A 26,078-nucleotide genomic window follows, 5' to 3' on the forward strand; every position below is an offset into this window, starting at 1 on the left:
TTTCTGTTGGGCTTGAGCCGATCTGAAAACCCGAGGCTCCGACTGTCAATCGGCTCTTGGGACTGTCTCGCGCACAGGGCCATTGCACGGGGGAGACGCGCGGGCGCAGGCCCTATAAATGAGCAGCCCTGGCCCCAAGATGTGGTCTTGCGATTGGCGCAGGGGCATGGATGAGTGAGCGCATGATTGAGGATAAGAACGTTATCTTGCGCAGGGCGGACCACTTAGACACCGAAGCAATCACCGCTCTGGTGCGCGCAGCTTTCGGGCAATACACGCCACTGATCGGCAAACCGCCTGCGCCGGCGCTCTATGACTATGCCGCGTTGATCGAGACGGGGCGGGTGCGTGTGGCCGTCTGCGGCGTGCAGATCGTCGGTGTGATCTACACCTATCCGGAACAGGACGGCGGCGTGATGCTTGATGTGTTGGCGGTTTCGGAGGCTGCGCGGGGGCGGGGGATTGCCATGCGGCTGATTTTGGAGGCCGAAGCACGCGCGCGACGAGACGGCGCCTCGCTCATGCGGGTCTATACGAATGCAGTGATGGCGGGGCCTCAACGGCTCTACCCGAAGCTCGGTTACACGGAGACCCACCGCGGCGAAAGCGATGGCTACCAGCGCATTCATTACGAGAAACGACTTTAGCGCCACTAATTCCTGTCGTCGCCGCCAAAGCCATGCATGCGCTTCGCCCATTGAAAGGCGACGATCATGCCTTTGAAACGCGGCAAAAGGTAAAGCGAGAGCAACACCGTGCCCGTGGCGAAAATCGCGATCAATGTCAGAGGGTCGGGGCGGAATTCGATAAAGACCCAGCCCAAAAGCGGTGCCATCAGATGGCCGACGATCAGAATGGTCAGATAGGCCGGGCCATCGTCCGCGCGGTGGTGATGTAAATCCTCACCGCAGACAGGACATTCGTCACGCACCTTGAGATAGCTTTTCAGCATCGGCCCCCCGCCACAGGCCGGGCAACGGCGCTTCCATCCTCTCAGCAAGGCCGGGCGCAGCTCACGCTCCCCATCCGCAGGGGTGCGAAGGGAGGGGGCGGGCTCCTTGGGCGAGTAGGTGGGGGAATGGCTCTGTGTGTCTGTCATATGCGGCGCGCCTCTTTCGTGCGGAGATGGGCGTATTACGAATTGTCCTTTTTGTATGGGGCGCAAATTGTCCTTGCGGCGCGATGTCGCGCAGCAGCCCGCCCGGTCAGGCGTCTCCTCCTCCTTCGGACACCATGGCCAAGGATCACGGCGCTGTGAAGGAAATTCTTTTCTGAGGTGCGACGGAAAGCGCGATCTGGCCCGTTTACAGAGTATCGAAAGCGCGGAGGAGGGGCCACACAACGCCGCGCCAAACAGACCTGAAAGAGGTAAGACCATGAAACGTAAAACTCTGATCTCCGCTGTCGCTCTTGTCGCGGTTCTGGGAGGCACTTTGGGCGCCTATGCCGCAGGCTATGGATCGCAGGGCTGGGGGCCGCAAGATCGCGGCATGAGAGGCCAGATGCAACAGATGGGCGGCAACATGTCGCCGTTTGGGCCGAATTTTGATTTTGCGACGGTAGACGCCGATGAGGACGGCAAGATCACCCAAGAGGAGATTGACGCCTTCCGCGCCGCGCAATTTGCTGAAGTCGATGCCAATGGCGACGGCACGGTCGATGCAGACGAGTTGTTCGCGCATCAAGAAGCCCAGCGGGTTGCTCGAATGCAGGCCCGCGCAGCATCGATGATCGAGAACCGTGACAGCGATGGCGACGGCCTTTTGAGTGCCGAAGAGATGCAAGGGCCGCGGGCCGGGACCATGTTTAACCGCTTGGACCGCGACGGCGACGGTGCTGTGAGCGAAGAAGAGCTGAGCATGATCAAACGTCAGGCGCAGACGCGCATGGAAGGCCGTCCGGGTATGCAGCAAGGGCAAAAATACGCCCGCATGGGGGGGCACCATGGCCAATATCGCGGCCAGATGATGCAGGGTTCTAATGATGGTTGCATGATGATGCCGGGTCAGATGCGCGGACAGATGCAAGGCCAGGGTATGGGGCAAGGCATGGGCTACGGTCCGATGTACGGCCAGCAAGCGCCCGCTCAACAAGCCCCGTCTACGGATGCTCCGGCGACGGACGGCAACTGAGCCTGAGACCGGTCGGGGGCACTTATGCCCCTGACCTTCAACTCAGGACGTGATGGACCTGCCTGCTCGAGTGCGATACGCAGACCCGGTAATGACCATGCCTTTTGACGCCCTTAATGACGTGTCTGATGAAGCTTTGCTGATTTCCTTCGGCAATGGCGACAGGGAGGCTGCCCGCGCTCTTACGATGCGTCTGACGCCAAAGGTGCTAGGTTATTCCGCGCGGCTTCTTAGGGATCGGGCGGAGGCCGAAGACGTGGCCCAGGAGGCCATGCTCAGGCTCTGGAAGATTGCGCCTGAGTGGCGTCAGGGTGAAGCGCAGGTCAGCACATGGCTCTACCGCGTGGTGACCAACCTCTGCACCGATAGGTTGCGCAAAAAACGCGGGAAGGGGCTCGACGAGATCGCCGAGCCGGAAGACGAACGGCCCTCTCAGGACGCGGTGCTGATGCAGCGTCAGAGGGTGGATGCTTTGCAGGCGGCGCTGGACACTTTGCCAGACCGTCAGCGCGAGGCCGTGGTGCTGCGCCACATCGAAGGCTTGGGCAATCCCGAGATTGCCGAGGTTCTGGACATCAGCGTCGAGGCGGTGGAAAGCCTGACCGCCCGAGGCAAACGGGCGCTGGCCAAGGCTCTGGCCTCCCAGCGCGAGATATTGGGGTTCGAAAGTGACGGATCGTAACGACAAACGGATGACAGAGCTGACAGACAGTTCGCTGGACGCGCTTTTTGCTCAGGCGCGGGATGCGGCGCCTTTGCCGTCTGGCGATCTCATGGCGCGGGTTCTGGCCGACGCCGAAGGCGTGATCGCGACCCGCGAGGCTGAAGAGATTGCCCGGATCAAAGACCGACAGCCCAAACAGCGTCATCCGGTCCTCGCGGCCATGGTTGCCGCGCTGGGCGGTTGGCGGGCAGTTGCGGGCTTGGCGACAGCGGGTGTCGCAGGTCTGGCTATTGGACTCGGCGCGCCGATGACCGTCACCACGCTTGCGACCGGCGGTTATGCGGACAGTGACGCGAGCTACGAGACGACGAGCTATGAAGCCACGAGTTATGACGCTGGCGAGAGCGGTTATGCGCTCGACGATCTGGTGCCGAGCTTTTACGATCTGGCGTCTGAGGGGTAATCCATGAGCGATAAAATGACACAACCCGGCCCGTCTGGAAATGCCACCAAGAACAAGGGCATCCGCTGGAGCCGCATCGTGCTCGTGGGGTCTCTGGCGCTGAATATTGCGGTGTTTGGCATCGTTGGCGGCGCTTTGTTGCGCTGGGACGCAGGCATGGACCGGGCCAAGGCGCTTCAGGCGCGGGATTTCGGGTTCGGGCCTTTCGTAGGTGCCTTTGACACGCAGGAACGCCGGGCTTTGGGGCGCGCGTTCAGCCGGTCCGCTGGCGACCCGAAGGCGGCGCGAAGCCAAGTGCGCGAGATGTTTGAAACTATGGTGACAACGCTCAAGACCGAACCTTTCGACGCGGAGGCTTTTGAGACGCTGCTGTTGCGCCAGCAAAAGAATTTCTCTGATCGCCAAGAAATCGGCGCGCGATTGGTGGTTGATCAGATCGAAGCGATGAGTGCCGAAAAGCGTATGGCCTATGCGGACCGTCTGGTCGAGGCGCTCAAACGTCCCCCGCAACGTCCGGGGATGCGCGACGGTGGCCCGAAAGGACCGCACGGAGACGGGCGCGGTGATGGCTATCAAGGTGGGGTGCGACCACAAGACAACCAGTGAGGTGTCGAGGGGGAAGTGCCTTAAGGGCGAGGTGAGGCCGCGAGAAAGCGCGAGCAGGTCACGTCATTCAGGCCCTCAAGGATTGATCCGTCTGAGGAAATAGCGGAACTGACTTTGCCCGGTCCGAAGATGCTTCGAGACCAATCGACAAGCGCCGTAACGCTTACAGATGTGCCGAGTGACAAATGTTGTCCGGGGGAGGTGCCGGGGCCGCGGTAATAGAACTCCGGATGCGCGCGTTGCAGTTCTGGGTCCTCTTCATAGGCGCAGATGCTGTCGAACCGCATTCCGGCGACGTTCAGCCCGCCTAGCAAAGTCCAACAGCTCAAACTGTCATAGCCGATATTGTCCTCCGGGATGATTTTCTTGGCCTCGGTCAACTCTGTCAGGATTTCGAGAGACATGGGCGACACCTCGCAGGACAATTCCTCAAGGATCTCGCGTTCCAGTGGCGAGAGCGCGACGCTGGCGGTTGGAAAGATCGTCGCCAGAAGGAGAGCCGTGAAACCTTTTTTCATGAGAGATGCGCTGACCTTTGGAAGTGACACATCTTGAATGGACCATGATCGCTTGCGGGGTGCAAGGGGCGGGGGCTCAGGCCGCGTGAGAGCCCAAAGTCACCTGATTGCGCCCCTCTGCCTTGGCGGCATAAAGCGCGCGGTCGGCGATCTCCAGTAGCGTGTCGATGTCATGGGATTCCGTGCCACCCATGGCCAGCCCGATGGAGGCGGACACCGTCACTGGCGTGCCATCAGCTGCAATCGCTGAGGGGCGGGCACAGATCGCCGTGCGCAGCCGTTCCGCCACCGCGCGGGCCTCCATCAGCGTTGTCATCGGCATGCAGACCAGAAATTCCTCGCCACCAAATCGCGCCAGCAAATCCATGCCGCGCAAACTGTCGTTCAACCGGTTCGCCACGTCGATCAGAACCGCATCGCCGGTTGCATGGCCGTAGGTGTCGTTGACCGATTTGAACTTGTCGATGTCCAGAAGCATCACTGCGAAATGCTGGTGATTCTCGCGCGCGTCGCGGGCGAGCTTCTCCAGATGCGGCATGGCGTAATGGCGATTGAAGAGCCCGGTCAGCTTATCTCGGGTGGCCAGACGCAGCCCCTCGTCGAGGGTCAATTTCAACAGATCGGCCTCTTTCTTGCGGCGCATCTGGGTGCGTAGGCGCAGGGCCATTTCCTCCGGATCGGCGCCGCGAGTAATAAGGTCGTTTGCGCCGAGATCAAGCGCCATGAGTGCCTCGCGACGGTCCTGCGGACCATGCACGACCACGATGCCCGCGCTGCGCGTCGTCTCGCGCGCCCGCAGATCGGAGATCAGCCGCAAACCCTCGCTCGATCCACCGGCCTGCGCGGAAATCACGTACAGGTCGGCTACCTTGCCGTAATAAATCGATTCTAGCAGATGATCGGCGCGTTCGATGGTAATCTCGTCATGCACCATCCCCTTCAAACCTGCGCGCCAGCTCATCGCTTCCTCAGACGTGGAGCCGATGAGAGCGATTTTGCCGGGGCTCGCGTAATGGCTGGCCGCTTCGGAGAACCCGAGCGCATGTGCGGTCTCATTGCGGCGGCGCAGTTCTTCTGATGTGGCGGAGGCACGCATCAGGGCGCGAACCCGCGCGGTCAGGGTCAATTCGTCGAGCGGTTTCGAGAGGAATTCATCGGCGCCCGCCTTGAGAGCCGCAATCTTGGCCTCGGGCTTTTGAGCGGGCGTAATGATGGCGATGGGAATATGCGCGGTTACAGGATCGGCCTTGAGTGCAGCGCAGGCATCATAGCCGGTCATATCGCCAAGATCCCCGTCGAGGATGATAAGATTGGGCCGCGTCTCGCGCGCAATTTTGAGCGCCTCCTGACCCGTCCGAGCCTGTGTCACATCGTAGAAGGCCGAAGAGAGTTTGACCTTTAGTATGATCCGATTGGTCGGCACATTGTCAGCGATGAGAATTCTGCCTGCCATATCTGCTGCGCGTCCTTTGTAACGGGTCTATAGGTCCGGGTGCGGGTGACGCATCCTGTGTTTGAGGTGTCCGTCTTGCCTCATCACTTTGTCTGATTTGATGCGGTGTGTTGTGTTTCTGCTGTTGCGTATGGTTAAGAATGTCGGTGACAAAGGTTAAGAAACCGTTTCCAAAGCCCAGAGGTTATCCACAGATGCAGCAAGAAACCGCCGAGTTGATTGGCCTGAAAGTTCTGGCTTGGCTCGCCGCAGAAGAGGATATTTTTCCAGTTTTTCTTGGAGCTAGCGGCATTTCGGCCCAAGAGTTGATGGCACAGGCCTCCGAGGCGGAGATCCTGAGTGCCGTTCTCGATTTCGTGACCATGGATGACGAATGGGTTAAGGCCTGTGCTCAAGCCACGGGGCTTGATCCGTATGATCCGATGCGCGCACGTCAGGCCCTGCCGGGTGGCGCGCAGATCCATTGGACGTGAGGCGTTTCGATGGTTCGTAAGATAGAGGCGATCCTGTTCGACAAGGACGGCACGCTCATGGATTTCCAAAGCAGCTGGGGGCCTTGGGGGGCTGCAATGATCCAGCGCCGCTGTGGGCCTGATCGGCAAAAACAACTGGCCCTTGCGGAGGCGCTTGGTCTCGATCTTGCGGCTCAGCGGTTCTTGCCACAGAGCGCCGTCATTGCGGGCACGCCCGAAGATGTTGTCACCCTGTTGCAACCGTTTTTCCCGACCAACAGCGCAGATGAGATCACTGGCTGGCTTGAGCCCGACGTCGAGAGTTTCGCGCCTGCGCCGGTTCCGGGTGTTTTTGAGTGCTGCGCCGCCTTTCGGGACTTGGGTCTGGGCATGGCGGTCGTCACCAATGATTTCGAAGCAGCGGCGCGGGATCATCTGCAGCAGATGGGATTGGCACCTCTCTTTGACGAGGTGATCGGATATGATAGCGGCTACGGCGGTAAACCTGAGCCGGGACCTTGTCTGGGGGCTGCAGAACGACTTGGGGTGGCACCTGAGACCTGTGCGATGGTGGGGGACAGTCTGCATGATCTTGAGGCGGCGCGGCGTGCGGGGATGATCCCGGTCGCAGTGCTCACGGGCGTGGCCACCGCCGCCGAGCTTTCGGATCATGCGGAGGTTGTTTTGGGCAGCGTGGCCGATCTGCCATTGTGGATGTCCGGCAAGACCTGACTTGGTGCAAAGACAACGCCTTGATGCGGTCTTCCGAAAGAATGGGAACAATTTTAAGAGTTTATCCAAGGCCCTTTGGCGGCAATTGGTAATTTCTTAAGAGTGGCTCGATACACCTCCCGCATGTGAACGTGGGAGGCATGGCGACCATGCATGGTATGATTAACCGGGCGATCCAATGCTTTATGCGCGACACCTATGGTGAGGACATCTGGGAAAAAGTCGCGGAAAAGGCGGACCTCGGCTTCGACAATTTCGAGGCGATGCTCAGCTACCCAGACCAGATCACTCTGGATGTTCTGGGTCGTGCCGCGCGTCAGCTGCACAAACCTGTGGAAACCTTTCTCGAGGATCTCGGCACCTATCTCGTCTCCCATCCCAACGTCGAGGCGATCCGTCGTCTCTTGAGGTTCGGGGGAGAAAATTTCACGGAATTTCTTTTTTCTCTCAATGAATTGGAAGGGCGTGCACGACTGGCATTGCCGGATCTCGAGGTGCCGACGCTCAAGGTGGCACATATCGAAGACGGGCGGTTTCGTCTCAGTTGTTCAAGTGCCATGCCCGGCTTTGGCTATGCCATGGTGGGAGTAATGCGGGCGATGGCGGATGATTACGGCGCTTTGGTGTTTTTGGAACATCAGGGCTGGATGGATTCGGGTGAAGAGATCATCACCATCAACCTGTTGGAAGCGTCCTATACCGAAGGGCGCAGTTTCGAGCTGTCCGAGCGGATCGGGGGTGAGCTGTGACTGTCGTAACCCCCGTCACATTCGATGCGGCGCCATTTTTGTCCTTCATGCCGATGAGTTTGGTCTATGCGGAGTCGGGTGTGATCCTGTCGATCGGCCCGACCTTGGCCAAATTGCGTCCGGCCAAGGAGTTGATCGGCAAACATGTTGCGGAAGTCTTTACCGTGCGTGACAATGGGCGCGGGCAGGGCAATTGTCCCATTCCCTTGGATACAAAACTCTATCTGAAATTCCGCACGGGGGTGAACACGCGGCTCAAAGGTATGGCCGCCTCCATCCCCGGCACCGGCGTGAATATTCTGAACCTGTCCTTTGGTATTTCCATCGTCGATGCGGTCGCGGATTATCGCCTCACCGCAGGGGATTTCGCGCACACCGATCTGGCCATTGAGTTGCTCTATCTGGTCGAAGCAAAATCTGCCGTGATGGAAGAAACCAAACAGCTGAACGCCCGCTTGCAGGGCGCCAAAGTTGCGGCCGAAGAACAGGCCTTTACCGACACATTGACAGGGCTAAAGAACCGCCGCGCGATGGATCACGTTCTGGCGCGGATGCTGCGCACGCAAGTGCCCTTCGCGCTGATGCATCTTGATCTCGACTATTTCAAATCCGTCAATGACACACTTGGACATGCGGCGGGCGATACCGTGCTGCAAGAGGTGGCTCGGATTCTCTTGGAAGAAACCCGTAATGACGATCTGGTAGCTCGGGTGGGGGGGGATGAATTCATTCTTATCTACACGCGTTTCACGGACAAAATGCGCTTGCTGCACACAGCGGAACGGATAATTTCGCGGCTGGAGGTTCCGGTGCCCTATCAAGAGACATTTTGCAGAATTGCCGGCTCTGTCGGCATCACCACAACTGACTATTACAAAAAGCCCACAGCGGATGGGATGATTCATGATGCGGATCTGGCGCTTTACAGTTCGAAATACGAAGGCCGCGCTCAGGCGACTTTATTCGACCCAGAGGTGCATCATGAACCTCCCGGCGATACGGGTGCTTCGGCCTTTCCGTGAGGGGGCTCCATCGACAAAAGATGAGCCCGATTTCGATGAGTTTTACGTTTCGATCAGGAAAACCGCATTTCATTAAAGAATCCCTCTTGCACCCTCCGTCGGGATTTCATAGATACGCGCTCACACCAAGCGCGGTCCGTTCGTCTATCGGTTAGGACGCCAGGTTTTCAACCTGGAAAGAGGGGTTCGATTCCCCTACGGACTGCCACTTCTTCCCCTAAATCTTTCCAAGACCTCAGAATTTTCCTGTGTGCCCTGGCACCGACTCACGGCGCTCATTTTGTTGCGCTTTCAACTGAAATTGCGTGCAATCAGAACACCCGCCCAAGCGGACATCCCGGTCAAAAAACCGCCCCAGATCGTATCGGTAAGCACCTGTTGCAGGGACCAGTCTCTGAGCGTCGCGTAGTTGGTGAACTCATAGGTGCCATAGGCCAGAAGTCCCAAAAGCACGCCACCGATCAGCGCCGCGACGGGATCATTCTCTCGAAGTGCGGGCCAGGAGACAAACCACAACAGGCCAGCCACATAGCCGAGATAGAACAGGGCGGCGGGGCCCACGCGGAACGGGTCGGCGAAGAGATGGCCGATATGACGTTCGAACACCGGCTTGATCAACATGCGTAGCCCGATGGCGTCCACGACGAAAAAGATCAGGGCGGTCGAAACATAGAGAATCGCGAGTTTCATAGCGTGCTCCTTTATGGTGTCTTTTGCGACGGTTACTGGACGAGGCGGCGGGTGAGCGGCAGGGATGCCCAATAGGGCAAGGCGCGCATCAGCTTGAGAACGACGGTCAGGCGATATGGAAAATGCACCTCGAAACGCCGCCCATTCAGACCTTTTACAATGCGCTCTGCGGCTTTTTCCGGTGGGATCACTGCGGGCATCTCGAAACTGTTTTGCGCAGTCAGGCGTGTATCAACGAAACCGGGGCTGATCAGGCGCACGTCAATCTGACCGCTGAGTTCTGCCCGCAGGCTTTCGACCAGATTGATCACACCGGCCTTGGTGGCGGAGTAAATCTGGCCCTGCGGCAGGCCGATATAGCCCGCGACCGAGCCGCAAAGCGCCATTTGGCCGCCAGCCCGCAACAAGGGCGGCACGATCTGGGCGATGTGGAAGGTGCCCATGAGATTGACGGAGACAAGATCCGCAGCGCGCTCCGCATCCAGGTCCTTGATCTTGCCGGGATCATAAAGCGCGGCGAGATGGATGACGCGGTCGAGCGGGCCGGTCGCAGAGATCTTTGCAGCAGCGGCTTCAAGGCTTTGACGGTTACTGACGTCCAGTGCCACCGCGCGATGTTGTGGGCCGAGCCGGGCGGTCATCGCTGTCAGCTTGTCCTCGGAGCGCGCAGAGAGGATGAGATGCGCGCCCTTGGCCGCATAGGCCTCGGCCAGCTTTTCGCCGATGCCGTCGGAGGCGCCGATAATCCATATGCGCTCTGGTTTGGACGCGTCAGGCATGGCGCAGTTCCACTTGCACGACATCGGTCTGACCGGCCGCGAAGGAGGCCGCGCAAATGCCGAGGTAGAAATGCCAGCTGCGCAGGAATTCTTCGCTATAGCCGAGACGCTTCACGCGCTCGCGCCGTGCCGTCATACGCTGATCCCAGAGCGCGCAGGTGCGGGCATAATCCGCACCGAAGGCGAAATGATCCGTAATGCTGAGACCTGCTTTGGAGGCCTGCTCCCGGATCACCCGGTCGCTGAGCAACATGCCGCCCGGGAAGGTGTGCTGGCGAATGTAGTCGGCACTTTTGCGATAGGTTGCGAAATAGCTGTCAGGCACGGTGATGGCCTGCACCATAGCGCGTCCGCCCTCATTGAGCCGCGCTTTGAGGGTCGCGAAATAGGTCGGCCAGTAGGTTTCGCCCACCGCTTCGATCATCTCGATGGAGACGATATGGTCAAAGCGGCCTTGGGTCTTGCGGTAGTCCTGAAGGCGAATCTCGGCACGCCCGTCGAGACGCGCGTCTGCATAGCCCTTTTGGCTGGGCGAAATCGTCAGGCCCGTCACAGTATGACCCGCTTCCGCAGCGCGTTCGGCAAACCCGCCCCAGCCGCAGCCGATCTCCAACACGCGCTCTCCCTTCAAGCGATTTAGAATGCGGTCGTATTTCTGCGCTTGAGCGGTGGCCAAATCGGTCTGATCGCCGCCAAAGAGCGCCGAGGAATAGGTCATGCTGTCATCAAGCCAAAGCTGATAGAATTCATTGCCGACATCATAATGGGCACGAATGTTCCGGGCCGCGCCGCGCGGGGAATTGGCGCGCATCAGCCGGTTGACGACGCGGTATTTCAGTGTGTTCCAAAAGCCCGCATAGGCGTAGCCACGAAACTGGTCGAGGTTGCGAAGGGCCATTTCGGTCAGATCACGGATCGAACCCGTGTCCCAAAGCCCCGCGACATAGGTTTCACCAAGCCCGATGTCGCCCCGCGCCGCAATCGCCGTCACCACGGACCAGTCATAGATCTGCATTTCGGCTGCGGGTGCACCGGTTCCAAAATCGACAATCTCGCCCTCGGGCGTATGGAGGCGCAGGCTCCCCACTCTGATCTGGGCGCAGGTCTCTAAAAAATCACGCTGCACACGGTTGGTAAGAAACAACATCAGCTGACCTCCTGTTCGGGCGGTGTCGGGCGGGTGCGGTAGGTCGCGCCCTTGAGTTTCAGGCGCAGGGCTTGCCAATAAATCAGGATGATCGTGCGCAGCGCGCCCAGCGGACGGCGGAACGCGGCTTTGACAAACCCTAAATTGGTCATCGGCTGGCGCGGGCCGGAGAGTGTCGCCACCACGCCCTCATCGCCGTTGCGATGCAGGATGCGGATGGCGATCTGATCGTCCAAAATGCCAAAGCCGAATTCATAGCCGCCCTTGATCTCTTGGAAGGGCGAGACATGAAGGGCCTTTGGCTTTTCCAAACGGGTTTTGACCGTGATAGGGGCAAAATTGCCGTCGTTGCAGAAATAGGAATGCCGGTCACCGAAGGGGGTCGAGACCTCCGCGATCACCGCGATCAGGTCTGCGCCGCGACGAATGAGCCAAAAGCTCACCGGGTTGAACACATAGCCAAGGAACCTCGGCTGGGTCAGCAGATGCAGTCTGAGATCAGGGTCCGTAAGGCCATGATCCGCCATGACCTCTCTTGCCCAGACTGCGCCGCGCCCCTGCTTCAACGGCCCGCCATGGTCGATGTCATGCACCGAAAACAGGTTGAAACGATTGCGCGAGAAAAACAGTGGCGTCGGTTGATCCACCTCCGGTTCGATCAGCACGTAATCCACGCCGTAGCGAAACCCGTGGCGCACGGCCCCCCGGCGTTTGTGCATTGTCACGGCCGGTATGTGGTGCGGACTGCTCACGTGCGCGTTCATGCCACCGAGCGCTCCAGATCGCGTTTCATGCGGCTTTCCATCAGGCGTTTGATCCGCACGGCACTCGCGAACCCATCCTCATGGAAGCCGTGCCGCGTGTAGGCGCCTGCAAACCAAGTGTTGTTCTCGCCTTGTATCTCGGCCAAGCGCTTTTGCGCCGCAAGGGCCGGGCCGTCGAAGACCGGATGCCGAAAGGTTGTCTGGTCGTAGATCATTTCCTCGCGCACCGGCTGGGAGGGGTTCAAAGAGACGAAGAGCGGATCGCTCTTGGGGATGTTTTGCAGTTTGTTCATCCAATAGGTGACGCCGATCGCGGTTTCCGCCTTGGTCGTGTCGGCCTTGTAGACCCAACTCGACCAAACTTTTTTGCGGTTCGGCATTTGCGCGGTGTCGCGGTGCAGGATCACCTCATTATCTTGGAACCGCATGGCCGACAGCGTGGCCTGTTCCGCCTGCGTCGGGCGATCTAAAAGCCGCAGAGCCTGATCGGAGTGACAGGAGAAGATTACGTGATCGAAGGGCTCCAAAGGCCCCGCTGCACTGTGCACGAGGCTTTGCGATCCGAGCCGCATCACGCTCTCGACCGGGGTGCCGGGGCGGAGCGCCACGCCCACCCCGCGCAGATGGTGTTCGAGGCGTGAGACATAAGACTGGCTGCCGCCCTCAACGGTCCACCATTGGTGCTGTCCTGAGGTGCTCAGAAGCGCATGATTGCGGAAAAATTGCACGAGAGCGCGGGCCGGAAACGCCCGAATTTGATCCGGCGGCGTCGACCAGATCGCGCCCGACAAGGGCGTTAGGTAAAAGCGTTGAAACCATGTCCCCAATCGCAGTTCATCCATCAACTCGCCGATGGTCAGACTGTCATCTTTCGCAAGTTCTTCTGCACAGGCATTAAAGCGCAGGATGTCGCGGATCATCCGGGCAAAGCCGGGGCGCGCGAGGTTGCGTTTCTGGGCGGTCAGGGCCGTGAGGTCGTTCAGACCATATTCGATCCGGCCCTGATCGATGCTGGCTCCAAAGCTCATGTCGCTTTTGATCACCGGCACGTCGAGGTCCATGAACATGCGCGTAAGATGCGGATAATTGGCGTAGTTGAAGACGATGAACCCGGTGTCGACCGGCTGATCGCCGTTGATCCCGGCCACGACAGTGCGCGCGTGTCCGCCCAGGCGCGGGGCTGCCTCGAACAGTGTCACCGCATGCTTCGGCGCCAAAAGATAGGCCGCCGCTAGACCCGAAATGCCACCACCGATGATTGCGACACGCGCTGCACCCGGATCCGTACGCTGGGGCTCGAAAGGAAAGGCATCGAAAGACATCGGGTGCTCCGCTCTGGTTTGCTGCTTTGTTTAGAAGAGATTACGGCGCCGCGAAAAAAATGGATCAAAAATGATCCGGCTTTCTTTCGCGCCCGTAAAAAGACTATGTTGATCGCAAGCAAAGATCATCCCGCGTCTTCTCGCAGGGATCGCCAGCGCCCACTTCCGACGGCTTTGCCGAGCGGGCGCAACGAAAGGGCGCGCAAGACCATGACAGAAGTGACGTCGCCCGATCCCGACACCTCTGCCGCAGCAGGGTTCACGCAGGAAACGCTCTGGATGCTCGCCGTGCGCGATCAGCGGGACAAGGCGGCATTTTCGGCGCTCTTCGATCATTTTGCACCGCGGCTCAAGGGCTTCATCATGCGGTCCGGCATGGGCAGCGGTCAGGCCGAAGAGATCGTTCAAGAGGTCATGTTGACGGTCTGGCGCAAGGCGGATCTCTTTGATCCGGGCCGGGCGCAAGTTTCCGGTTGGATCTACCAAATTGCGCGAAATCGACAGATCGACGTGATCCGAAAGGAAAATCGGCCCGTACCCGAAGAGCTTTACGAGGATCAGGGCAGCGAACCCGACGCCAGTCAGATTGTCGGCCTTGAACAGGAAGCCAGTGAATTGAGACAGGCGCTCGCTCGGCTAAAACCGGACCAGCGTGAAATGATAGAGAAGGCCTATCTGGGGGAGTTGACCCATCAGGAGATCAAATCCCAGACCGGCCTGCCGCTTGGCACAATCAAATCCCGGATTCGTCTGGGCCTTGAGAGATTGCGCCATGAACTGAAGGACATGCGGTCAGATGACTGAGATCACGCATCATATTCCCGACCACTTGATGGCGGCATATACAGCGGGTTCCTTGCCGGAACCCTACGCTTTGGTTGTAGCGACGCATGTGTCGATGTGTCTGGAGTGCCACGCAAGCTATGAGGCGCATCAGGCGCTGGGGGGCGCGGTGCTTGAGACCGCTGGCGAGGCGGCTGTGTCCGAGGTGTTGAAATCCGATGTGATGGCGCTGTTGGACGCTCCTGTGGCGTCCGAGCCGGTGTACAAACGCTCCGGCGTCTATCCCGGCCCGATCATGACAGCGCTCAAAGGCCGTGCGCCGAGGTGGAAATCTCTGGGCCTTGGGGTGCGCCAATGTATCCTCTCGGGCAATTCTGAAGGCTCGGTGCGGCTGTTGTACATTCCGCCAGGGCAAGCCGTGCCGGATCACGGTCATAACGGCTTGGAGATGACACTGGTTCTTCAGGGCAGCTTCAGCGACGAAACCGGTTGGTTCGGCGCAGGTGATGTTGAACTTGCGGATCAGGATTTGGAGCACACGCCGATTGCCGATGCCGGGCCGCCCTGTATCTGCCTTGCCGCGACAGATGCGCCTTTGCGGTTCAATTCCTTTGTGCCGCGGCTTCTGCAACCGATTTTCCGCATTTGAACCGCCGCGCGCGGTTCAAGACGCATGTGTGCCGGCAGGAGCATTCGCGCGCAGGCACTCAGAGCATCTGACACATGCTTTGCACTTACATTTTCAGGAAGAAGTGGCAGTCCGTAGGGGAATCGAACCCCTCTTTCCAGGTTGAAAACCTGGCGTCCTAACCGATAGACGAACGGACCGCGCTTGGTGTGAGCGCGTATCTATGAAATCCCGACGGGGCGCGCAAGAGGTATTTTGTCTTTCGAGTGCGTTTTTTGAAAAACTTATGACGGTGGGTGAAAACAGGCGGGCGAAGGCTGCCGTTTCACGCTTCTGCCGCATCCTCGAGACGCAATTGCACGGATTGTCTCCCGCCCCAAGAGTTGATCTCCAGACGTCCCGCCAGATGGAAGCGCGCGCCGCCGTGGCGTTCGAGCGCGGGGCCGAGCGGACCGTCGAAAGCGCCAAAGCTGATCGCATCGATGCGCGGGCCGACACCGGCGGAAAACGTCACCTTGAGATGGCTTTCTCCGACGCGGCGGGCGAAATGAATGGCGCAGTCGGGGAAGGCAAAGCGCGGGGCAGGGGCCGAGGCGCCATAGGGGCCGGCGGCCTCCAGTTGTGCGATCAGCTCGGGCGTGGCGGCGGCGGGCATCAAAAGCCCGTCGAGTTTCAAATCCGACGGTCCAAGATCGCCCGCGCCCTGTTTCGCCAACAGCTCGGCCAGCCGCTCCATCGCAGGTTCCAACTGATCGCGCATCACGGTCAGACCCGCCGCCATCTTATGCCCGCCACCTTTGACCAAGAGCCCCTCGGCGGCCAGTCTCTGAATTGAGGCACCAAGATCGACGCCGCTCACAGACCGCCCGGAGCCCTTGCCGACGCCGTCCTCGTCGAAACCGATGACCACGGCGGGGCGGTTGGTGGATTCCTTCAGGCGCGAGGCGACAATGCCGACCACACCGGGGTGCCAACCATCGCCCGCGGCCCAGACCAGCGGCGCGTCGAGCCCGCGCATCTCGGCCTGAACCAGCGCCTCGTCGCGCACGGCGTTCTCGACCTCGCGACGCTCGGTGTTGAGCGCATCAAGTCGTTCAGCGAGCGCCTGCGCCTCATGCGGGTCTTCGGTGGACAGGAGCCGCGCGCCAAGATCCGCAGCGCCGATGCGCCCGCCCGCGTTGATCCGGGGGCCGAGCATGAAGCCTAGCGAATAAGATGTCGGCGCCGAATCCATTCGCGAGACATCGGCCAGCGCGCGCAGCCCGATGCGTTCACGCCGTGCCATAACCTTAAGGCCTTGGCGCACCAGCGCACGGTTCACGCCGATCAAAGGCGCGACATCGGCGACGGTGGCCAGTGCCACGAGATCAAGCATCGCCATGAGATCGGGGCCTTTTGCGCCCTCTGCACGCATCTGACGCCCGGCCTCGACGAGCATGAGAAACACGACAGAGGCGGCACAGAGATGCGCCAGATCGCCGCTTTCGTCTTGTCGGTTCGGGTTCACCACGGCGATGCAATCGGGCAGGGTCTCGCCACCCAAGTGGTGATCAAGAATGACCACATCCGCGCCCTTCGCAGCGGCAATGGCGTCATGGCTCAGTGTTCCGCAATCGACGCAGATGATCAGGTCGTGATCGCGGGCCAGCGCTTCCATGGCGGGTTCATTCGGTCCGTAGCCCTCGTCGATCCGGTCGGGAATATAGAGCGTCGCGGGGCGCCCCATCTGTCTGAGCCATGTGATCAAAAGTGCTGCCGAGGTGCCACCATCGACATCGTAATCGGCAAAGACGGCGATCTTCTCATGGGCTTTGACCGCTTTGAGAAACCGCGTCGCCGCCACGCCCATGTCCTTGAGCGTTAAAGGATCGGGCAGCAATTCCTTGAGCTTCGGATCGAGAAATCCTGCGACCTCCTCAGGCGTCACGCCACGTCGTGCGAGCGTTTGGCACAAGGGCAGTGGCAGGGCGGTTTGCTGCGCCAGAGCCTCGGCCTGACGGTCGCGCTCGACCGAGGGGCCGACCCAGCGGCGGCCTGTGAGGGAGGCGGAGACATTGAGAAAATCACGCATGGACCCTGTATCGCCGAAGCCCGCGAGAGTTGCAATCGCGCATGAAATTCCCAAGAAAAAAGGCGGCCCCGGAGCGCCGCCTTTCAATTCATTTTCCCGATCGGTTTACTTGATCGGGTTGCGATAGGTCATGTGACGCACGGAGCCGGTTTTCGAGCGCATCAGGATGGTTTCCGTGGTCAGGAAGCCCGGCTCGCGCTTGATCCCCGGCACGATGGACCCATCGGTCACGCCGGTGGCGGCGAAGATCACGTCGGAGGTCACCAGCTCGTCGCGGGAATAGATTTTGTCGAGATCGGTGATGCCCGCTTTGGCGGCGCGGCCACGTTCGTCATCGTTGCGGAACAACAGCTTGCCCCACATTTGACCGCCCATGCATTTCAATGCGGAAGCCGCCAGAACACCCTCAGGCGCGCCGCCGGAGCCCATGTACATGTCGATGCCGGTTTTCGGCTCGGCGCAGTGGATCACGCCGGCGACATCGCCATCGGTGATCAGACGGATCGCAGCGCCCGTAGCGCGCAGCTCGGCGATCATCTCTTCATGACGCGGACGCTCGAGCACACAGAGCGTGATCTCTTTCGGCGTGACACCTTTGGCTTTCGCGAGCGCCTCGACGCGTTCGGTCGGGGTCATGTCCAGCGAGACGACATCTTTCGGATAGCCCGGCCCGATCGCCAGTTTTTCCATGTAAACGTCGGGGGCGTGCAACAACGTGCCACGCGGCGCCATGGCGATCACGGTCAGCGCGTTCGGCATGTCTTTCGCGGTCAGCGTGGTGCCTTCGAGCGGGTCGAGCGCGATGTCCACCGCCGGGCCGTTGCCGGTGCCGACATTTTCACCGATGTAGAGCATCGGGGCCTCGTCGCGTTCGCCTTCGCCGATCACTACGACGCCCTGGATGTCCAGAGAATTGAGCTGTTCGCGCATGGCGTTCACAGCGGCCTGGTCCGCGGCTTTCTCGTCACCGTGGCCGACGTAATCGGCGGAGGCGATGGCGGCCTGTTCGGCCACACGGGCGAGGCCAAGGGAAAGCATGCGGTCATAAAAAGCGGGGGCTTGCGACATAGTGTAGGGGTCCTTTTGAGACGGACAGGAAGTTCTGTCCTTCTTCATGACCACATGTTCCCAATCGGAGCAAGGGTGCTGGTTCCCTCAAGGCGCTAACATCGTAATGTTTGCGCGAACAGTTTCGTGTGGATGAAGTTTTTACAACAAATACACCACACTTGCATGGCAATTGGTCAGGTCAAAATCCATGGGATTGAAAAGGGGAGGTCGGGGCCTGTGGCCCCGCCTGTCAGACGTTTTCGATACGGATCGCGACCGGGTCGGTGGCCAGCACAGAGGTGGCTTTCATCCCGGCAATCGCGGCGTCGAGAGAGCCGCGCGAGGTGGCATCGGTCACGATCAGCACGGGCGCGATGTCCGGGTTGGCGTCTTGGCCGTATTGGCGCATCCGGTCGATGGAAACGCCCGCATCGCCCAAAGCGGCGGCGATTTTCGCCAAAGCGCCGGGTTTGTCCAAGAGCGACATGCGCAGGTAATAAGGCGCAGGTGTTGCGGCCACGGCGGGGGTGGATTTTTCCAGTGTTGCGGCCGGGGCACCAAAGGTCGGCACGCGGATGCCGCGCGCGATGTCCAAGACGTCGGACATGACGGCGGACGCGGTGGGGCCTTCGCCAGCGCCGGCGCCACGCAGAACGATTTGACCCACTTCGTCGCCTTCGAGCACGACCATATTGGTGGCGTTTTCCAATTGTCCGAGCGGAGACAGAGCGGGCACGAGGCAGGGCGTCATGCGCTGTTCAAGGCCGCGCCCCGTCATCTGGGCCACACCCAAAAGCTTGATGCGATAGCCCATATCGGCGGCGTGGCGGATGTCCTCAATGGTGATCCGTTCGATGCCTTCGAGCACCATATTGTCAAAATCCACCTGCGTGCCAAAGCCGATGGAGGCCAGAAGCGCCAGCTTGTGCCCGGCGTCGATGCCGCCGACGTCGAGGGTCGGATCGGCTTCGAGATAGCCAAGAGCTTTGGCGGCCTCGAAGACCTCATCGTATGTCAGGCCCTCGTTCTCCATCCGGGTCAGGATATAGTTGCAGGTGCCGTTCATCACACCCGCGATGCGCTCGATGCGGTTGCCAGCCAATCCTTCGGTCAGCGATTTGATCACCGGGATACCGCCTGCGACGGCGGCCTCAAAGCGCAGCACTGCGCCTTTGGATTCGGCCTTTTCAGCAAGCATCTGGCCGTGATGCGCCAGCATTGCCTTGTTGGCGGTGACGACGTCCTTGCCGACCGCGAGAGCTGCTTCGGTCGCAGCCTTGGCCGGACCATCGGAGCCGCCCATCAGCTCGACGAAGAGATCGACATCGTCCCGTAGCGCCAGAGCGACCGGATCGTCTTCCCAGGCGAAGTTCGAAATATCGACGCCGCGATCCTTGTCTTTCGAACGCGCGGAAACGGCAGAGATCACCACGGGGCGCCCGGTGCGCTGCGCCAGAAGATTGGCCTTGCGCTGGACGATCTTGATCACGCCGACGCCAACGGTGCCAAGACCTGCAATGCCGAGACGCAGGGGGGCTTGGGAGGACGAAGGTTTGGGCATGAGAAGCTCCGGCTGGGTGAGAAACTGACCGTTCTGATAGCCGCGAACGGGGGCATATGCAACTCATGTTGGAGCGGCTGGGAGGCAGGCTCCGGCTCAAAGCTCGCTGCGCATCACGCGTAGGATCACTGGGCGGCTTCGAGGCGTGCGATGGCAGACAAAAGGAAGCTACGATCGGAGGCGCTTAGAACCGGCGTCTGCGAGAGGCGGCGGGCGCGGGAGCGCAGTGCCGCGGCGCGGGCCTCAAGGCTTTGCACCTGCGTCTGGCCGTCTTCTGCCGTGCTCAAATTCGCACCGCTTTGCGCCAAGGCTGTGGTGTCCAAGAGGCTGGGCCACGGCGTTGCCGGATCCAGCGGCGCCACGCGTCCCGAGAGATCAGGGCGATCCGTGCAGGCCGAAAGACCCAGAACGAGCGCGAGCAAGCCAGTTTTGAACAAGCCTGCTGTTAGCAAAGGCATGGCACGAGGATGCGGCATGAGAGATTCCTAAAACAGTGCTCACGTTTTACCTCGCGCGCGGCAAGGGGACAATCCGCCTTTCCCTTTGCCGAGGCACGGGCTAAAGCGGTTGGAACAAAGGACCGCCCGGGAGAGAGCTTGTGACCGATCCGAAGACCACCGATCTGAATGTGACCCCATCGCCGATGCGCCGGATCACGGCCGTGGTGATGTTGGTGGTGCTAGGCGTGTTGCTGTTGCGGGTGGCGCTCGGGCCGGAGGGGCTGGGCGCGGGCTGGCTTGTGATGCTTTTGGCTATGGCCGCGGCTGTGTTTTTTGTTTCGTGGCGGTTGTGGCAGGCAACAGCCATGCGGCTGGTTCTGACCGAAGATGCGCTGGTCGAAGAAGATCTGGATGGAACGCGCGGGCGTGAACTTTGCCGCCTTGACGACATCGTGCGGGTCGAGCGTGGCACTTTTGCGTTCAAACCTTCGAACGGATTTATCATTCGGCTGAAATCCCCCGCCGCCCGTGTCTGGGCGCCGGGGCTTTGGTGGCGGTTCGGTACGCGTTTGGGCGTCGGCGGTGTCACACCTGCGGGGCAGGGCAAAGCCATGGCCGATGTGATCGCGGCGCGGATTGGCGGTATGGGGCGGATCGACTGATCGGATATAGGCGCGCCTGCCTCACACAGATGAGACAGGCGCTCCCTCGGTTTCGGATGAGGTGACGGCGCTTTAGTTCCACCAGCTCCAGCCGGACGTGTTTGTTCCCGTCGAATTGCCAGAGGCGTCGACGTCGCTGTCATCTGAATCCTGATGTTCGGGGTCGGTGCCGACTTCAGAGCCATCATCAAACACCACCTGCGAGGCAAAACGCGGCTTCGTGGTGACGATGTCGGCAAATTGCAATTCGGCCACGCCGACCCGGAACAATGGCATCCAAGGGCGCTGGGTCTCGACCACAACCACCTCCTCGCCATCGGCCATGAGCGGCAGGCGATCTTCGATGCCTCCGACGGTGTCGCCGGTCAGAGCGGCGTAATCGCCAATCCCGTAGGACCAGACCAGTTCGTAATATTCGTTCTCATCCTCATCGATCACGAATTTGACGGCGGAAACGCGCATGTCGATGTCGCCCTCGTTGCTGAGGAAGCGGTAAAGATCGCCCAGCCCGTCCAAGAAATTCGCGTCGATCGCGTCGGTCTGACGCGAGATGTAGTCGGAGATCGTGTAATTGGCTTTGTTTGCCTTGGTCTTCGCTTCGAAGGCGGCGAAGAACGTGTAGATGAACATCAAGAGGAAGATGAGGAACGGGGCCATGAAGATGGCCTCCAAGGACATCGACCCGGCCTCGTCGCGATGAAAGGCCTTGGTGAGTTTGCGCAGAAGCGGCTTTTTGTGCACGGGTGTCATGGCCTCTCCTTAACTGTTCGGTTCATTGACGAAGCCAGCCGTCGACACCAGCGCGTAGCCCGAGCCCGGGGTGCGCTGCATGGAGGCGCCCAGCCACGTGGTCGGGAAAATCGGGTCGACGTTGACGCAGGCACGCACCAGCATCAGCTCGTTCTCGCCGCCATCCCGGAACGTGGTGTTGGGCGTCACGTTCTCTGAGCGGTCGATGCAGGCCGCAATCTCGCTCGGGCGCACAAAATTGCGGGCGTCCACCGGTTCGAGTGCGATGTGGATGTTCTCCTCGCATTTGCGCACGTAGCGGGCATATTCGCAGGTCGCAGATTTCAATCTGTTCAGTGTGACCGACGGCATGTTGCCCAAACGCACATCACGGACCGCCAGATCGAGCCCGCGGTCGAGCATGGCGCCCGAGACGGTGTAATAACCGATCTCATAGCCGCCCATGATCAGGAACATGAACGCGGGGAAAACCAGAACGAATTCGACGGTGGCGGTGCCTTCCGTGTCCTTCGCGTGACATCGACCAAGGCGGCGCAGTTTGGAAAGCAAACTCATTTTACCAACCTCAACTCAGTAATCTTCGTGGCGATGGCAGAGAAGGCTTCAGCGATTTCCATCCCCTCCACATCATAATAATGCGCGTCAGAGGAGGCGCAGCGGCGCATGACGTCCTGACCCGATGAGGGCGCCTCAAAGCCGATGGCGAAAACGATGATCCCGGCCTCTTTTGCCGCGGAGCAGATGTCCAGCAAGCGGTTGTTCTTTGTGCTTGCGTTGTAGCTGGTGCGTGTGGCGTCGCGCCAGCTGTAGTAGACGTTGCTGTTGTTCGCCGCGAGGTAGCGGGCATAGGCGTGGTTGTAGACGGTCATCGAGGACCAGACCTCGGCCCAGGTCATTTCGCGGATGTCATTGGAGTTCAGGCTGTAGGGCAGGTTACTCGAGACGTTTCTGTTCTGGATGTTCGTGTAATAGGTTGTCGTCCAGCAGTTGTAATAGTTACAGCTTCTGCGGTCGGCACTGACATAGATGTAGCCGTTCTTGTCCTTGTAGACGCCGGTGTCTTCGTCATCGTCGCGATAGGGATCGCGCATGTAATACTGGCTGGTGTGCGCGCCGTCGGTCATCACCACGACGAATTTCTGTGCGTCCGAGGCGTCCGCCGGATGTCCGGAGCCAGAGACGCTTCGTGCGCTCGTGTCGAGTAGTGCGACGCCCCATTTCATGCCTAGATCGATCGAGGTGTTGCCATAGGCCGACAGTGCCGAGATGTAATTCTTGATCCGGGTCTGGTTATTGGAGAACGGCAGGATTTCCCGAGAGCTGGCCGGTGCACAGGTTTCGTCCTGCAAGGCCATGTCGAGATCGCTCCAATTGTTGTTGAAGGCATCGAAATCCATGGTCTGGTCGTAGTAGCGGGTCGTGCCTTCGGCATCGGCATATTGCAGGCCGAGCATGGAAAAATCGTCTGCAACGAAGTTGATGCAGTGGGAATTGTTGTGCGCGTTCCTGACGTTAAGTTTGGACAGGATGCCTGCGCCCGCGTTCACCTGCGTCGCATAGGGGACGACGGAAAAGGACACGTCGTCGGCGCCTGCATTGGCGAAGACGGTGTCGGTAAAATCACGCGCCGCGGATTTGAGGTTCGTCAGGCGGCTATAGCTGTTCATGGAGCCGGAGACGTCGAGCACCATGGACACTTCGAGGCCCGACAGGCCTTGCTCGGCCATGCTGTAGCTGGACGTTTCGAGTTTATCGATCGCTGCGAACTTCATGAAGTAGGTGGGCAGGGTGGCCTCCACCGTGGCGCTGACCTGACGGCCGTCGCCCAAAGGCACGATTTTGATGTCGTCTTTGTTGAGATACTGGCTCAGGCCCGCCTTGGCGAAATAGTCGATGATGACGTCTTTCGGCGCATTGGTGTTTTCCAGGTTGGTTGCGGCCAGAACTGCGCGGTCGAGCGTGTTCTGCAATTCCGTGCGCAATGCTTCATGACGCACGATGTCGATCCCAATGCCGGCCAGCAGCAGGATGATCACAAAGCTGAACAGCCCGAAGATCGCGAACGAGCCCTCCTCGTCGCGAGCAAAATTTCCGCGCAAACGCCAGAGAGCGGCCAGTGCGCTTCTACGCCCAGGCCGCAATTCATCAGCCCGCAGGCCGCAAGCATGATCGGACACGAGTTTGCCCTCACTCTTCAATTTTAACAGATGAAGTCCCGCTTCGCGGCTTTCAATCTTACCCAACATGACACCGTCTCTTTAATTACGAGTGGCGCCCCCAATTCCCACATAAGTGCTTTGATGCAGACGGGTTTTCCCGTTCATCAGCACTTTATACGAGCGCAATTTGCTCCCCTATTTGTCTGTAGTAAAGTTTAGAAAAACGGAGCCCCGAAATGGTCACAATCGGTGACCAAATCGGCGCGATTGTCCGCGACTGTCTACGTCTGTTCCGCAGTCGCCTTTATTTCGCCATGTTCTGCCTTTTTTGCGCCATGATTTGGGCGTGGCTTTGCTGCAATGCGATTCGGCGCGGCTTTGTCCTGCGGGCTGGACATCCGCCTTCGGTCCGTCTGTGCCCCTCTGGACCTTGACGTGATTTCGGAGAATACTCGCGCCATGTCGTTACCCCCGGGATTCTTGGATGAGCTGCGCAATCGCCTGTCGCTGACCGATGTGGTCGGCCGCAAAGTCATGTGGGACAACCGGAAATCAAATCCCGGCAAGGGCGACATGTGGGCGCCGTGCCCGTTTCACCACGAAAAATCCGCCTCCTTCCACGTCAACGACAAGGACGGTTACTATTATTGCTTCGGCTGCCACGCCAAGGGCGATGCCATCACCTTTGTGCGCGAGACGGAGAATGTCGGCTTCATGGAGGCCATTGAAATCCTTGCGCAAGAGGCGGGGATGCCAGTTCCAAAGGGCGACCCGAAAGCGCAGGAGAAATCCGATAAGCGTGCGGAACTGGCCGAGGTCAACGAGGCGGCGAACCGCTTTTTCCGGCTGAACCTGCAACAGCAGGGCGGTGCGCAGGCGCGGGCCTATCTCGACAAACGTGGAATGAAACCGGAGACCCGCGAACGGTTTGAAATCGGCTTTGCGCCCTCTGGCAACGCGCTTTTGCGCGCGCTGAAGGAGCAAGGCATTTCAGTCGAGAAAGCCATTGAAGCGGGGGTTGTCGCGAAACCCGACGATGGGCGCGATCCTTATGACTTTTTCCGCGACCGGATCACCTTCCCGATCCGTGACGCGCGCGGGCGGCTGATCTCTTTTGGTGGCCGCGCCATGGATCCGAATGCTCGGGCGAAATACCTTAATGGCCCCGAGCGGCTTTTGTTTGACAAGGGAGCTGCGCTCTATAATCACAAAGACGCCCGCGCGGGCTGTGGCAAGGGCCAGACGCTCGTGGTGGCCGAGGGGTATATGGACGTGATCGCCATGGCCGAAGCCGGGTTCGAGGCCACCGTGGCGCCTTTGGGCACCGCTATCACCGACCGGCAGTTGCAGCTCATGTGGCGGATGTCCGACGAGCCGGTGATTGCGCTTGATGGCGACAAGGCGGGGCTGCGCGCGGCGTATCGGGTGATTGATCTCGCGATGCCGCTGCTGCAGTCCGGCAAAGGGCTACGGTTTGCCATTCTGCCCGAAGGGCAGGACCCGGACGAGCTGATCAAGGCCAAGGGCCGCGAGGCGATGCAAGAGGTGCTGGACAGTGCTTTGCCGATGGTCGCGCTCCTTTGGCGGCGCGAAACCGAGGGCAAGGTGTTCGACAGTCCCGAACGCCGCGCGGCGCTGGACAAAAGCCTGCGCGACGCGATCCGCCCCATCGCGGATGCGTCGATCAAGGGCCATTATGGCGAAATCCTCAAAGACATGCGGTTTGAGCTGTTCCGCGGCAAACGGAGCGAGAGTGCGCCCTTTGAAGGTGGCGGTGAGCGTCGGCCTTGGGCGCCCTCCAAAGGCAAGTTCGGTGGCCGGTTTGGCAAAGGCGTTGCTGTGCCCACCGAGGGGCTTAAAGCCTCGCTCATTGTTTCGGGAGACGAGGCCCAAGCCGATCTGATGCGCGAGGCCGTGGTGCTCGCCGTGCTCCTGTGCAATCCGGGCATGGCGCTCGAATTCCTGTCGCAACTCGAAGCACTCCATCCCCGCACCGAAGAGCACGCGGCGCTCCTTCATGCGCTGTTGGTTCATGCGGATGTCGAAGAGGCGGAAGAGCTTCAGGAAAAAGTTGCGATGGATGTGGGGCGTGGCCCCCTTGATCGATTGCTGTCGCATCCCCATGTGCAAATCACGCCCCCCGTGCGGCGGCCTGATCGCGAGATCGCGCAGATGTGCCTCACGGAAGAGTTGGCCAAACTCAAGGCGCGGCGCGGTTATAAAACCGAGTTGGACGAGGGGTTGGCCGATCTCTTGGCGGCGGAAGACGAGAAAGTGACGTGGCGGCTCAGACAGGCCGCCGAGGCCCGCAACCGGGCCACAAAGGCGGAGGCCGAAGATAAAACCGAATTCGACACTGCCGAGAATGGTCTCGAGCTGTCGCGTGATGAACGCGAGGCGTTTCGGGCTCTGTTGGACCGGATTGCCCCCGGGCGTCAGAAGTAGGAAGTCTGAGACAAATCGCGCTCAGGAAACGGACAA

Annotated in this window: 28 protein-coding genes and 2 tRNA genes; 14 read left to right on the forward strand and 16 right to left on the reverse strand. The window is 60.0% G+C overall.

Translation table 11 applies throughout. The annotated features are described in order from the left end of the window. Nucleotides 1-170: 170 nt before the first annotated feature. The gene (locus tag J5Y17_RS03195) at nt 171-647 is read left to right on the forward strand and encodes a GNAT family N-acetyltransferase (protein WP_219783770.1); all 477 of its coding nucleotides are present in this window, start codon (nt 171-173) and stop codon (nt 645-647) included. Between the two features lie 5 nt (nt 648-652). Here the strand turns inward: J5Y17_RS03195 and J5Y17_RS03200 are convergent, their stop codons facing one another. After that, nucleotides 653-1,099 (reverse strand): DUF983 domain-containing protein, encoded by a 447-nt coding sequence (locus J5Y17_RS03200; RefSeq protein WP_255571833.1) that lies wholly within the window; start codon nt 1,097-1,099, stop codon nt 653-655. Nucleotides 1,100-1,376: 277 nt separating this feature from the next. Between J5Y17_RS03200 and J5Y17_RS03205 the strand changes: the two genes are divergently transcribed. From J5Y17_RS03205 to J5Y17_RS03220, 4 genes are all read left to right on the forward strand, one after another. Further along, the gene (locus tag J5Y17_RS03205; RefSeq protein WP_219783771.1) at nt 1,377-2,132 is read left to right on the forward strand and encodes an EF-hand domain-containing protein; all 756 of its coding nucleotides are present in this window, start codon (nt 1,377-1,379) and stop codon (nt 2,130-2,132) included. Nucleotides 2,133-2,223: 91 nt separating this feature from the next. Then, a complete protein-coding gene (locus J5Y17_RS03210; RefSeq protein ID WP_219783772.1) occupies nt 2,224-2,814 on the forward strand; it encodes an RNA polymerase sigma factor in 591 nt (196 codons plus the stop codon). Nucleotides 2,815-2,824: 10 nt separating this feature from the next. Continuing rightward, nucleotides 2,825-3,259: a hypothetical protein gene (locus J5Y17_RS03215; RefSeq protein ID WP_219783773.1), complete on the forward strand. Its 435-nt coding sequence runs from the start codon at nt 2,825-2,827 to the stop codon at nt 3,257-3,259. A 3-nt stretch (nt 3,260-3,262) separates the two neighbouring features. Beyond that, complete coding sequence (locus tag J5Y17_RS03220) at nt 3,263-3,865, forward strand: periplasmic heavy metal sensor (RefSeq protein ID WP_219783774.1); 603 nt, start codon at nt 3,263-3,265, stop codon at nt 3,863-3,865. 20 nt (nt 3,866-3,885) lie between these two features. On the opposite strand, the gene J5Y17_RS03225 is transcribed toward J5Y17_RS03220, so the two are convergent. Then, nucleotides 3,886-4,383 (reverse strand): hypothetical protein, encoded by a 498-nt coding sequence (locus tag J5Y17_RS03225; RefSeq protein WP_219783775.1) that lies wholly within the window; start codon nt 4,381-4,383, stop codon nt 3,886-3,888. Nucleotides 4,384-4,459: 76 nt separating this feature from the next. Then, nucleotides 4,460-5,836, reverse strand: a complete 1,377-nt coding sequence (locus J5Y17_RS03230; protein WP_219783776.1) for a diguanylate cyclase domain-containing protein — start codon at nt 5,834-5,836, stop codon at nt 4,460-4,462. A 194-nt stretch (nt 5,837-6,030) separates the two neighbouring features. Between J5Y17_RS03230 and J5Y17_RS03235 the strand changes: the two genes are divergently transcribed. The 5 genes from J5Y17_RS03235 (at nt 6,031) to J5Y17_RS03255 (ending at nt 8,999) form a co-directional block, all read left to right on the forward strand. Continuing rightward, nucleotides 6,031-6,309, forward strand: coding sequence for a DUF3572 domain-containing protein (locus J5Y17_RS03235; protein ID WP_219783777.1), 279 nt, complete (start codon nt 6,031-6,033; stop codon nt 6,307-6,309). A gap of 9 nt (nt 6,310-6,318) precedes the next feature. Then, nucleotides 6,319-7,020, forward strand: a complete 702-nt coding sequence (locus J5Y17_RS03240; RefSeq protein ID WP_219783778.1) for an HAD family hydrolase — start codon at nt 6,319-6,321, stop codon at nt 7,018-7,020. A 149-nt stretch (nt 7,021-7,169) separates the two neighbouring features. Continuing rightward, nucleotides 7,170-7,769 carry a heme NO-binding domain-containing protein gene (locus J5Y17_RS03245; RefSeq protein WP_219783779.1) on the forward strand — a complete coding sequence of 200 codons (600 nt, stop codon included), beginning with the start codon at nt 7,170-7,172 and terminating at the stop codon, nt 7,767-7,769. Next, nucleotides 7,766-8,791, forward strand: a complete 1,026-nt coding sequence (locus J5Y17_RS03250) for a diguanylate cyclase domain-containing protein (protein ID WP_370628843.1) — start codon at nt 7,766-7,768, stop codon at nt 8,789-8,791. Before J5Y17_RS03245 ends, J5Y17_RS03250 begins: the two co-directional genes overlap by 4 nt. A 133-nt stretch (nt 8,792-8,924) precedes the next feature. Next, nucleotides 8,925-8,999, forward strand: a tRNA-Glu gene (locus J5Y17_RS03255). A gap of 83 nt (nt 9,000-9,082) precedes the next feature. Here J5Y17_RS03255 and J5Y17_RS03260 read toward each other — a convergent pair. Genes J5Y17_RS03260 through J5Y17_RS03280 form a run of 5 tightly spaced genes read right to left on the reverse strand, consistent with a single transcriptional unit; the run spans nt 9,083 to nt 13,493 of the window. Continuing rightward, nucleotides 9,083-9,481, reverse strand: coding sequence for a DUF2177 family protein (locus J5Y17_RS03260; protein ID WP_219783780.1), 399 nt, complete (start codon nt 9,479-9,481; stop codon nt 9,083-9,085). Nucleotides 9,482-9,513: 32 nt separating this feature from the next. Beyond that, nucleotides 9,514-10,260: an SDR family oxidoreductase gene (locus J5Y17_RS03265; protein WP_219783781.1), complete on the reverse strand. Its 747-nt coding sequence runs from the start codon at nt 10,258-10,260 to the stop codon at nt 9,514-9,516. Next, on the reverse strand, nt 10,253-11,407 hold the full coding sequence (locus J5Y17_RS03270; RefSeq protein ID WP_219783782.1) for a cyclopropane-fatty-acyl-phospholipid synthase family protein: 1,155 nt from the start codon (nt 11,405-11,407) through the stop codon (nt 10,253-10,255). The genes J5Y17_RS03265 and J5Y17_RS03270 overlap by 8 nt, the downstream gene beginning before the upstream one ends. Beyond that, nucleotides 11,407-12,126, reverse strand: coding sequence for a DUF1365 domain-containing protein (locus tag J5Y17_RS03275; protein ID WP_255571835.1), 720 nt, complete (start codon nt 12,124-12,126; stop codon nt 11,407-11,409). The genes J5Y17_RS03270 and J5Y17_RS03275 overlap by 1 nt, the downstream gene beginning before the upstream one ends. Before the next feature lie 41 nt (nt 12,127-12,167). Continuing rightward, the gene (locus tag J5Y17_RS03280) at nt 12,168-13,493 is read right to left on the reverse strand and encodes an NAD(P)/FAD-dependent oxidoreductase (RefSeq protein ID WP_219783784.1); all 1,326 of its coding nucleotides are present in this window, start codon (nt 13,491-13,493) and stop codon (nt 12,168-12,170) included. A 210-nt stretch (nt 13,494-13,703) separates the two neighbouring features. Here J5Y17_RS03280 and J5Y17_RS03285 point away from each other — a divergent pair, with 210 nt between their 5' ends. Beyond that, nucleotides 13,704-14,297, forward strand: coding sequence for a sigma-70 family RNA polymerase sigma factor (locus tag J5Y17_RS03285; protein ID WP_304518547.1), 594 nt, complete (start codon nt 13,704-13,706; stop codon nt 14,295-14,297). After that, on the forward strand, nt 14,290-14,925 hold the full coding sequence (locus J5Y17_RS03290; RefSeq protein WP_219783785.1) for a ChrR family anti-sigma-E factor: 636 nt from the start codon (nt 14,290-14,292) through the stop codon (nt 14,923-14,925). The genes J5Y17_RS03285 and J5Y17_RS03290 overlap by 8 nt, the downstream gene beginning before the upstream one ends. 104 nt (nt 14,926-15,029) lie before the next feature. Here the strand turns inward: J5Y17_RS03290 and J5Y17_RS03295 are convergent. From J5Y17_RS03295 to J5Y17_RS03315, 5 genes are all read right to left on the reverse strand, one after another. After that, nucleotides 15,030-15,104: transfer RNA gene (locus J5Y17_RS03295), tRNA-Glu, on the reverse strand. Between the two features lie 125 nt (nt 15,105-15,229). Beyond that, on the reverse strand, nt 15,230-16,975 hold the full coding sequence (gene recJ, locus J5Y17_RS03300) for a single-stranded-DNA-specific exonuclease RecJ (protein WP_219783786.1): 1,746 nt from the start codon (nt 16,973-16,975) through the stop codon (nt 15,230-15,232). A gap of 105 nt (nt 16,976-17,080) precedes the next feature. Next, nucleotides 17,081-18,043 carry a class II fructose-bisphosphatase gene (gene glpX / locus J5Y17_RS03305; RefSeq protein WP_219783787.1) on the reverse strand — a complete coding sequence of 321 codons (963 nt, stop codon included), beginning with the start codon at nt 18,041-18,043 and terminating at the stop codon, nt 17,081-17,083. Between the two features lie 232 nt (nt 18,044-18,275). After that, complete coding sequence (locus J5Y17_RS03310) at nt 18,276-19,586, reverse strand: homoserine dehydrogenase (RefSeq protein ID WP_219783788.1); 1,311 nt, start codon at nt 19,584-19,586, stop codon at nt 18,276-18,278. A gap of 125 nt (nt 19,587-19,711) precedes the next feature. After that, nucleotides 19,712-20,062 carry a hypothetical protein gene (locus J5Y17_RS03315; protein WP_219783789.1) on the reverse strand — a complete coding sequence of 117 codons (351 nt, stop codon included), beginning with the start codon at nt 20,060-20,062 and terminating at the stop codon, nt 19,712-19,714. 122 nt (nt 20,063-20,184) lie between these two features. On the opposite strand from J5Y17_RS03315, the gene J5Y17_RS03320 reads away from it, so the two are divergent. Continuing rightward, nucleotides 20,185-20,688 carry a hypothetical protein gene (locus J5Y17_RS03320; protein ID WP_370628845.1) on the forward strand — a complete coding sequence of 168 codons (504 nt, stop codon included), beginning with the start codon at nt 20,185-20,187 and terminating at the stop codon, nt 20,686-20,688. 72 nt (nt 20,689-20,760) lie between these two features. Here J5Y17_RS03320 and J5Y17_RS03325 read toward each other — a convergent pair whose 3' ends face one another. From J5Y17_RS03325 to J5Y17_RS03335, 3 genes are read right to left on the reverse strand one after another with little or no spacing between them, the layout of a single operon-like run. Then, nucleotides 20,761-21,438, reverse strand: a complete 678-nt coding sequence (locus tag J5Y17_RS03325; protein ID WP_219783790.1) for a TadE/TadG family type IV pilus assembly protein — start codon at nt 21,436-21,438, stop codon at nt 20,761-20,763. Between the two features lie 9 nt (nt 21,439-21,447). Beyond that, the gene (locus J5Y17_RS03330) at nt 21,448-21,993 is read right to left on the reverse strand and encodes a TadE/TadG family type IV pilus assembly protein (protein ID WP_219783791.1); all 546 of its coding nucleotides are present in this window, start codon (nt 21,991-21,993) and stop codon (nt 21,448-21,450) included. Further along, entirely contained in the window at nt 21,990-23,684 is a 1,695-nt protein-coding gene (locus J5Y17_RS03335; protein ID WP_219783792.1) for a TadE/TadG family type IV pilus assembly protein, read from the reverse strand. The genes J5Y17_RS03330 and J5Y17_RS03335 overlap by 4 nt, the downstream gene beginning before the upstream one ends. A 372-nt stretch (nt 23,685-24,056) precedes the next feature. Between J5Y17_RS03335 and dnaG the strand changes: the two genes are divergently transcribed. Next, complete coding sequence (gene dnaG / locus J5Y17_RS03340) at nt 24,057-26,042, forward strand: DNA primase (protein ID WP_219783793.1); 1,986 nt, start codon at nt 24,057-24,059, stop codon at nt 26,040-26,042. Nucleotides 26,043-26,078 lie beyond the last annotated feature (36 nt).

This window comes from Celeribacter sp. PS-C1, assembly GCF_019429625.1.
GTDB lineage: Bacteria > Pseudomonadota > Alphaproteobacteria > Rhodobacterales > Rhodobacteraceae > Celeribacter.

Bases quoted from the DNA above. Each gene is read 5' to 3' on its own strand.
- J5Y17_RS03280 (WP_219783784.1), bottom strand. From the start codon at position 13,493: ATGTCTTTCGATGCCTTTCCTTTCGAGCCCCAGCGTACGGATCCGGGT.
- J5Y17_RS03205 (WP_219783771.1), top strand. From the start codon at position 1,377: ATGAAACGTAAAACTCTGATCTCCGCTGTCGCTCTTGTCGCGGTTCTG.
- J5Y17_RS03265 (WP_219783781.1), bottom strand. From the start codon at position 10,260: ATGCCTGACGCGTCCAAACCAGAGCGCATATGGATTATCGGCGCCTCC.
- J5Y17_RS03200 (WP_255571833.1), bottom strand. From the start codon at position 1,099: ATGACAGACACACAGAGCCATTCCCCCACCTACTCGCCCAAGGAGCCC.
- J5Y17_RS03315 (WP_219783789.1), bottom strand. From the start codon at position 20,062: ATGCCGCATCCTCGTGCCATGCCTTTGCTAACAGCAGGCTTGTTCAAA.
- J5Y17_RS03290 (WP_219783785.1), top strand. From the start codon at position 14,290: ATGACTGAGATCACGCATCATATTCCCGACCACTTGATGGCGGCATAT.
- recJ (WP_219783786.1), bottom strand. From the start codon at position 16,975: ATGCGTGATTTTCTCAATGTCTCCGCCTCCCTCACAGGCCGCCGCTGG.
- J5Y17_RS03260 (WP_219783780.1), bottom strand. From the start codon at position 9,481: ATGAAACTCGCGATTCTCTATGTTTCGACCGCCCTGATCTTTTTCGTC.
- J5Y17_RS03285 (WP_304518547.1), top strand. From the start codon at position 13,704: ATGACAGAAGTGACGTCGCCCGATCCCGACACCTCTGCCGCAGCAGGG.
- J5Y17_RS03195 (WP_219783770.1), top strand. From the start codon at position 171: ATGAGTGAGCGCATGATTGAGGATAAGAACGTTATCTTGCGCAGGGCG.
- J5Y17_RS03215 (WP_219783773.1), top strand. From the start codon at position 2,825: ATGACAGAGCTGACAGACAGTTCGCTGGACGCGCTTTTTGCTCAGGCG.
- J5Y17_RS03240 (WP_219783778.1), top strand. From the start codon at position 6,319: ATGGTTCGTAAGATAGAGGCGATCCTGTTCGACAAGGACGGCACGCTC.
- J5Y17_RS03225 (WP_219783775.1), bottom strand. From the start codon at position 4,383: ATGAAAAAAGGTTTCACGGCTCTCCTTCTGGCGACGATCTTTCCAACC.
- J5Y17_RS03275 (WP_255571835.1), bottom strand. From the start codon at position 12,126: ATGCACAAACGCCGGGGGGCCGTGCGCCACGGGTTTCGCTACGGCGTG.
- J5Y17_RS03325 (WP_219783790.1), bottom strand. From the start codon at position 21,438: ATGACACCCGTGCACAAAAAGCCGCTTCTGCGCAAACTCACCAAGGCC.
- J5Y17_RS03310 (WP_219783788.1), bottom strand. From the start codon at position 19,586: ATGCCCAAACCTTCGTCCTCCCAAGCCCCCCTGCGTCTCGGCATTGCA.
- J5Y17_RS03210 (WP_219783772.1), top strand. From the start codon at position 2,224: ATGACCATGCCTTTTGACGCCCTTAATGACGTGTCTGATGAAGCTTTG.
- J5Y17_RS03245 (WP_219783779.1), top strand. From the start codon at position 7,170: ATGCATGGTATGATTAACCGGGCGATCCAATGCTTTATGCGCGACACC.
- J5Y17_RS03230 (WP_219783776.1), bottom strand. From the start codon at position 5,836: ATGGCAGGCAGAATTCTCATCGCTGACAATGTGCCGACCAATCGGATC.
- J5Y17_RS03330 (WP_219783791.1), bottom strand. From the start codon at position 21,993: ATGAGTTTGCTTTCCAAACTGCGCCGCCTTGGTCGATGTCACGCGAAG.
- J5Y17_RS03235 (WP_219783777.1), top strand. From the start codon at position 6,031: ATGCAGCAAGAAACCGCCGAGTTGATTGGCCTGAAAGTTCTGGCTTGG.
- dnaG (WP_219783793.1), top strand. From the start codon at position 24,057: ATGTCGTTACCCCCGGGATTCTTGGATGAGCTGCGCAATCGCCTGTCG.
- J5Y17_RS03220 (WP_219783774.1), top strand. From the start codon at position 3,263: ATGAGCGATAAAATGACACAACCCGGCCCGTCTGGAAATGCCACCAAG.
- J5Y17_RS03270 (WP_219783782.1), bottom strand. From the start codon at position 11,407: ATGTTGTTTCTTACCAACCGTGTGCAGCGTGATTTTTTAGAGACCTGC.
- glpX (WP_219783787.1), bottom strand. From the start codon at position 18,043: ATGTCGCAAGCCCCCGCTTTTTATGACCGCATGCTTTCCCTTGGCCTC.
- J5Y17_RS03335 (WP_219783792.1), bottom strand. From the start codon at position 23,684: ATGTTGGGTAAGATTGAAAGCCGCGAAGCGGGACTTCATCTGTTAAAA.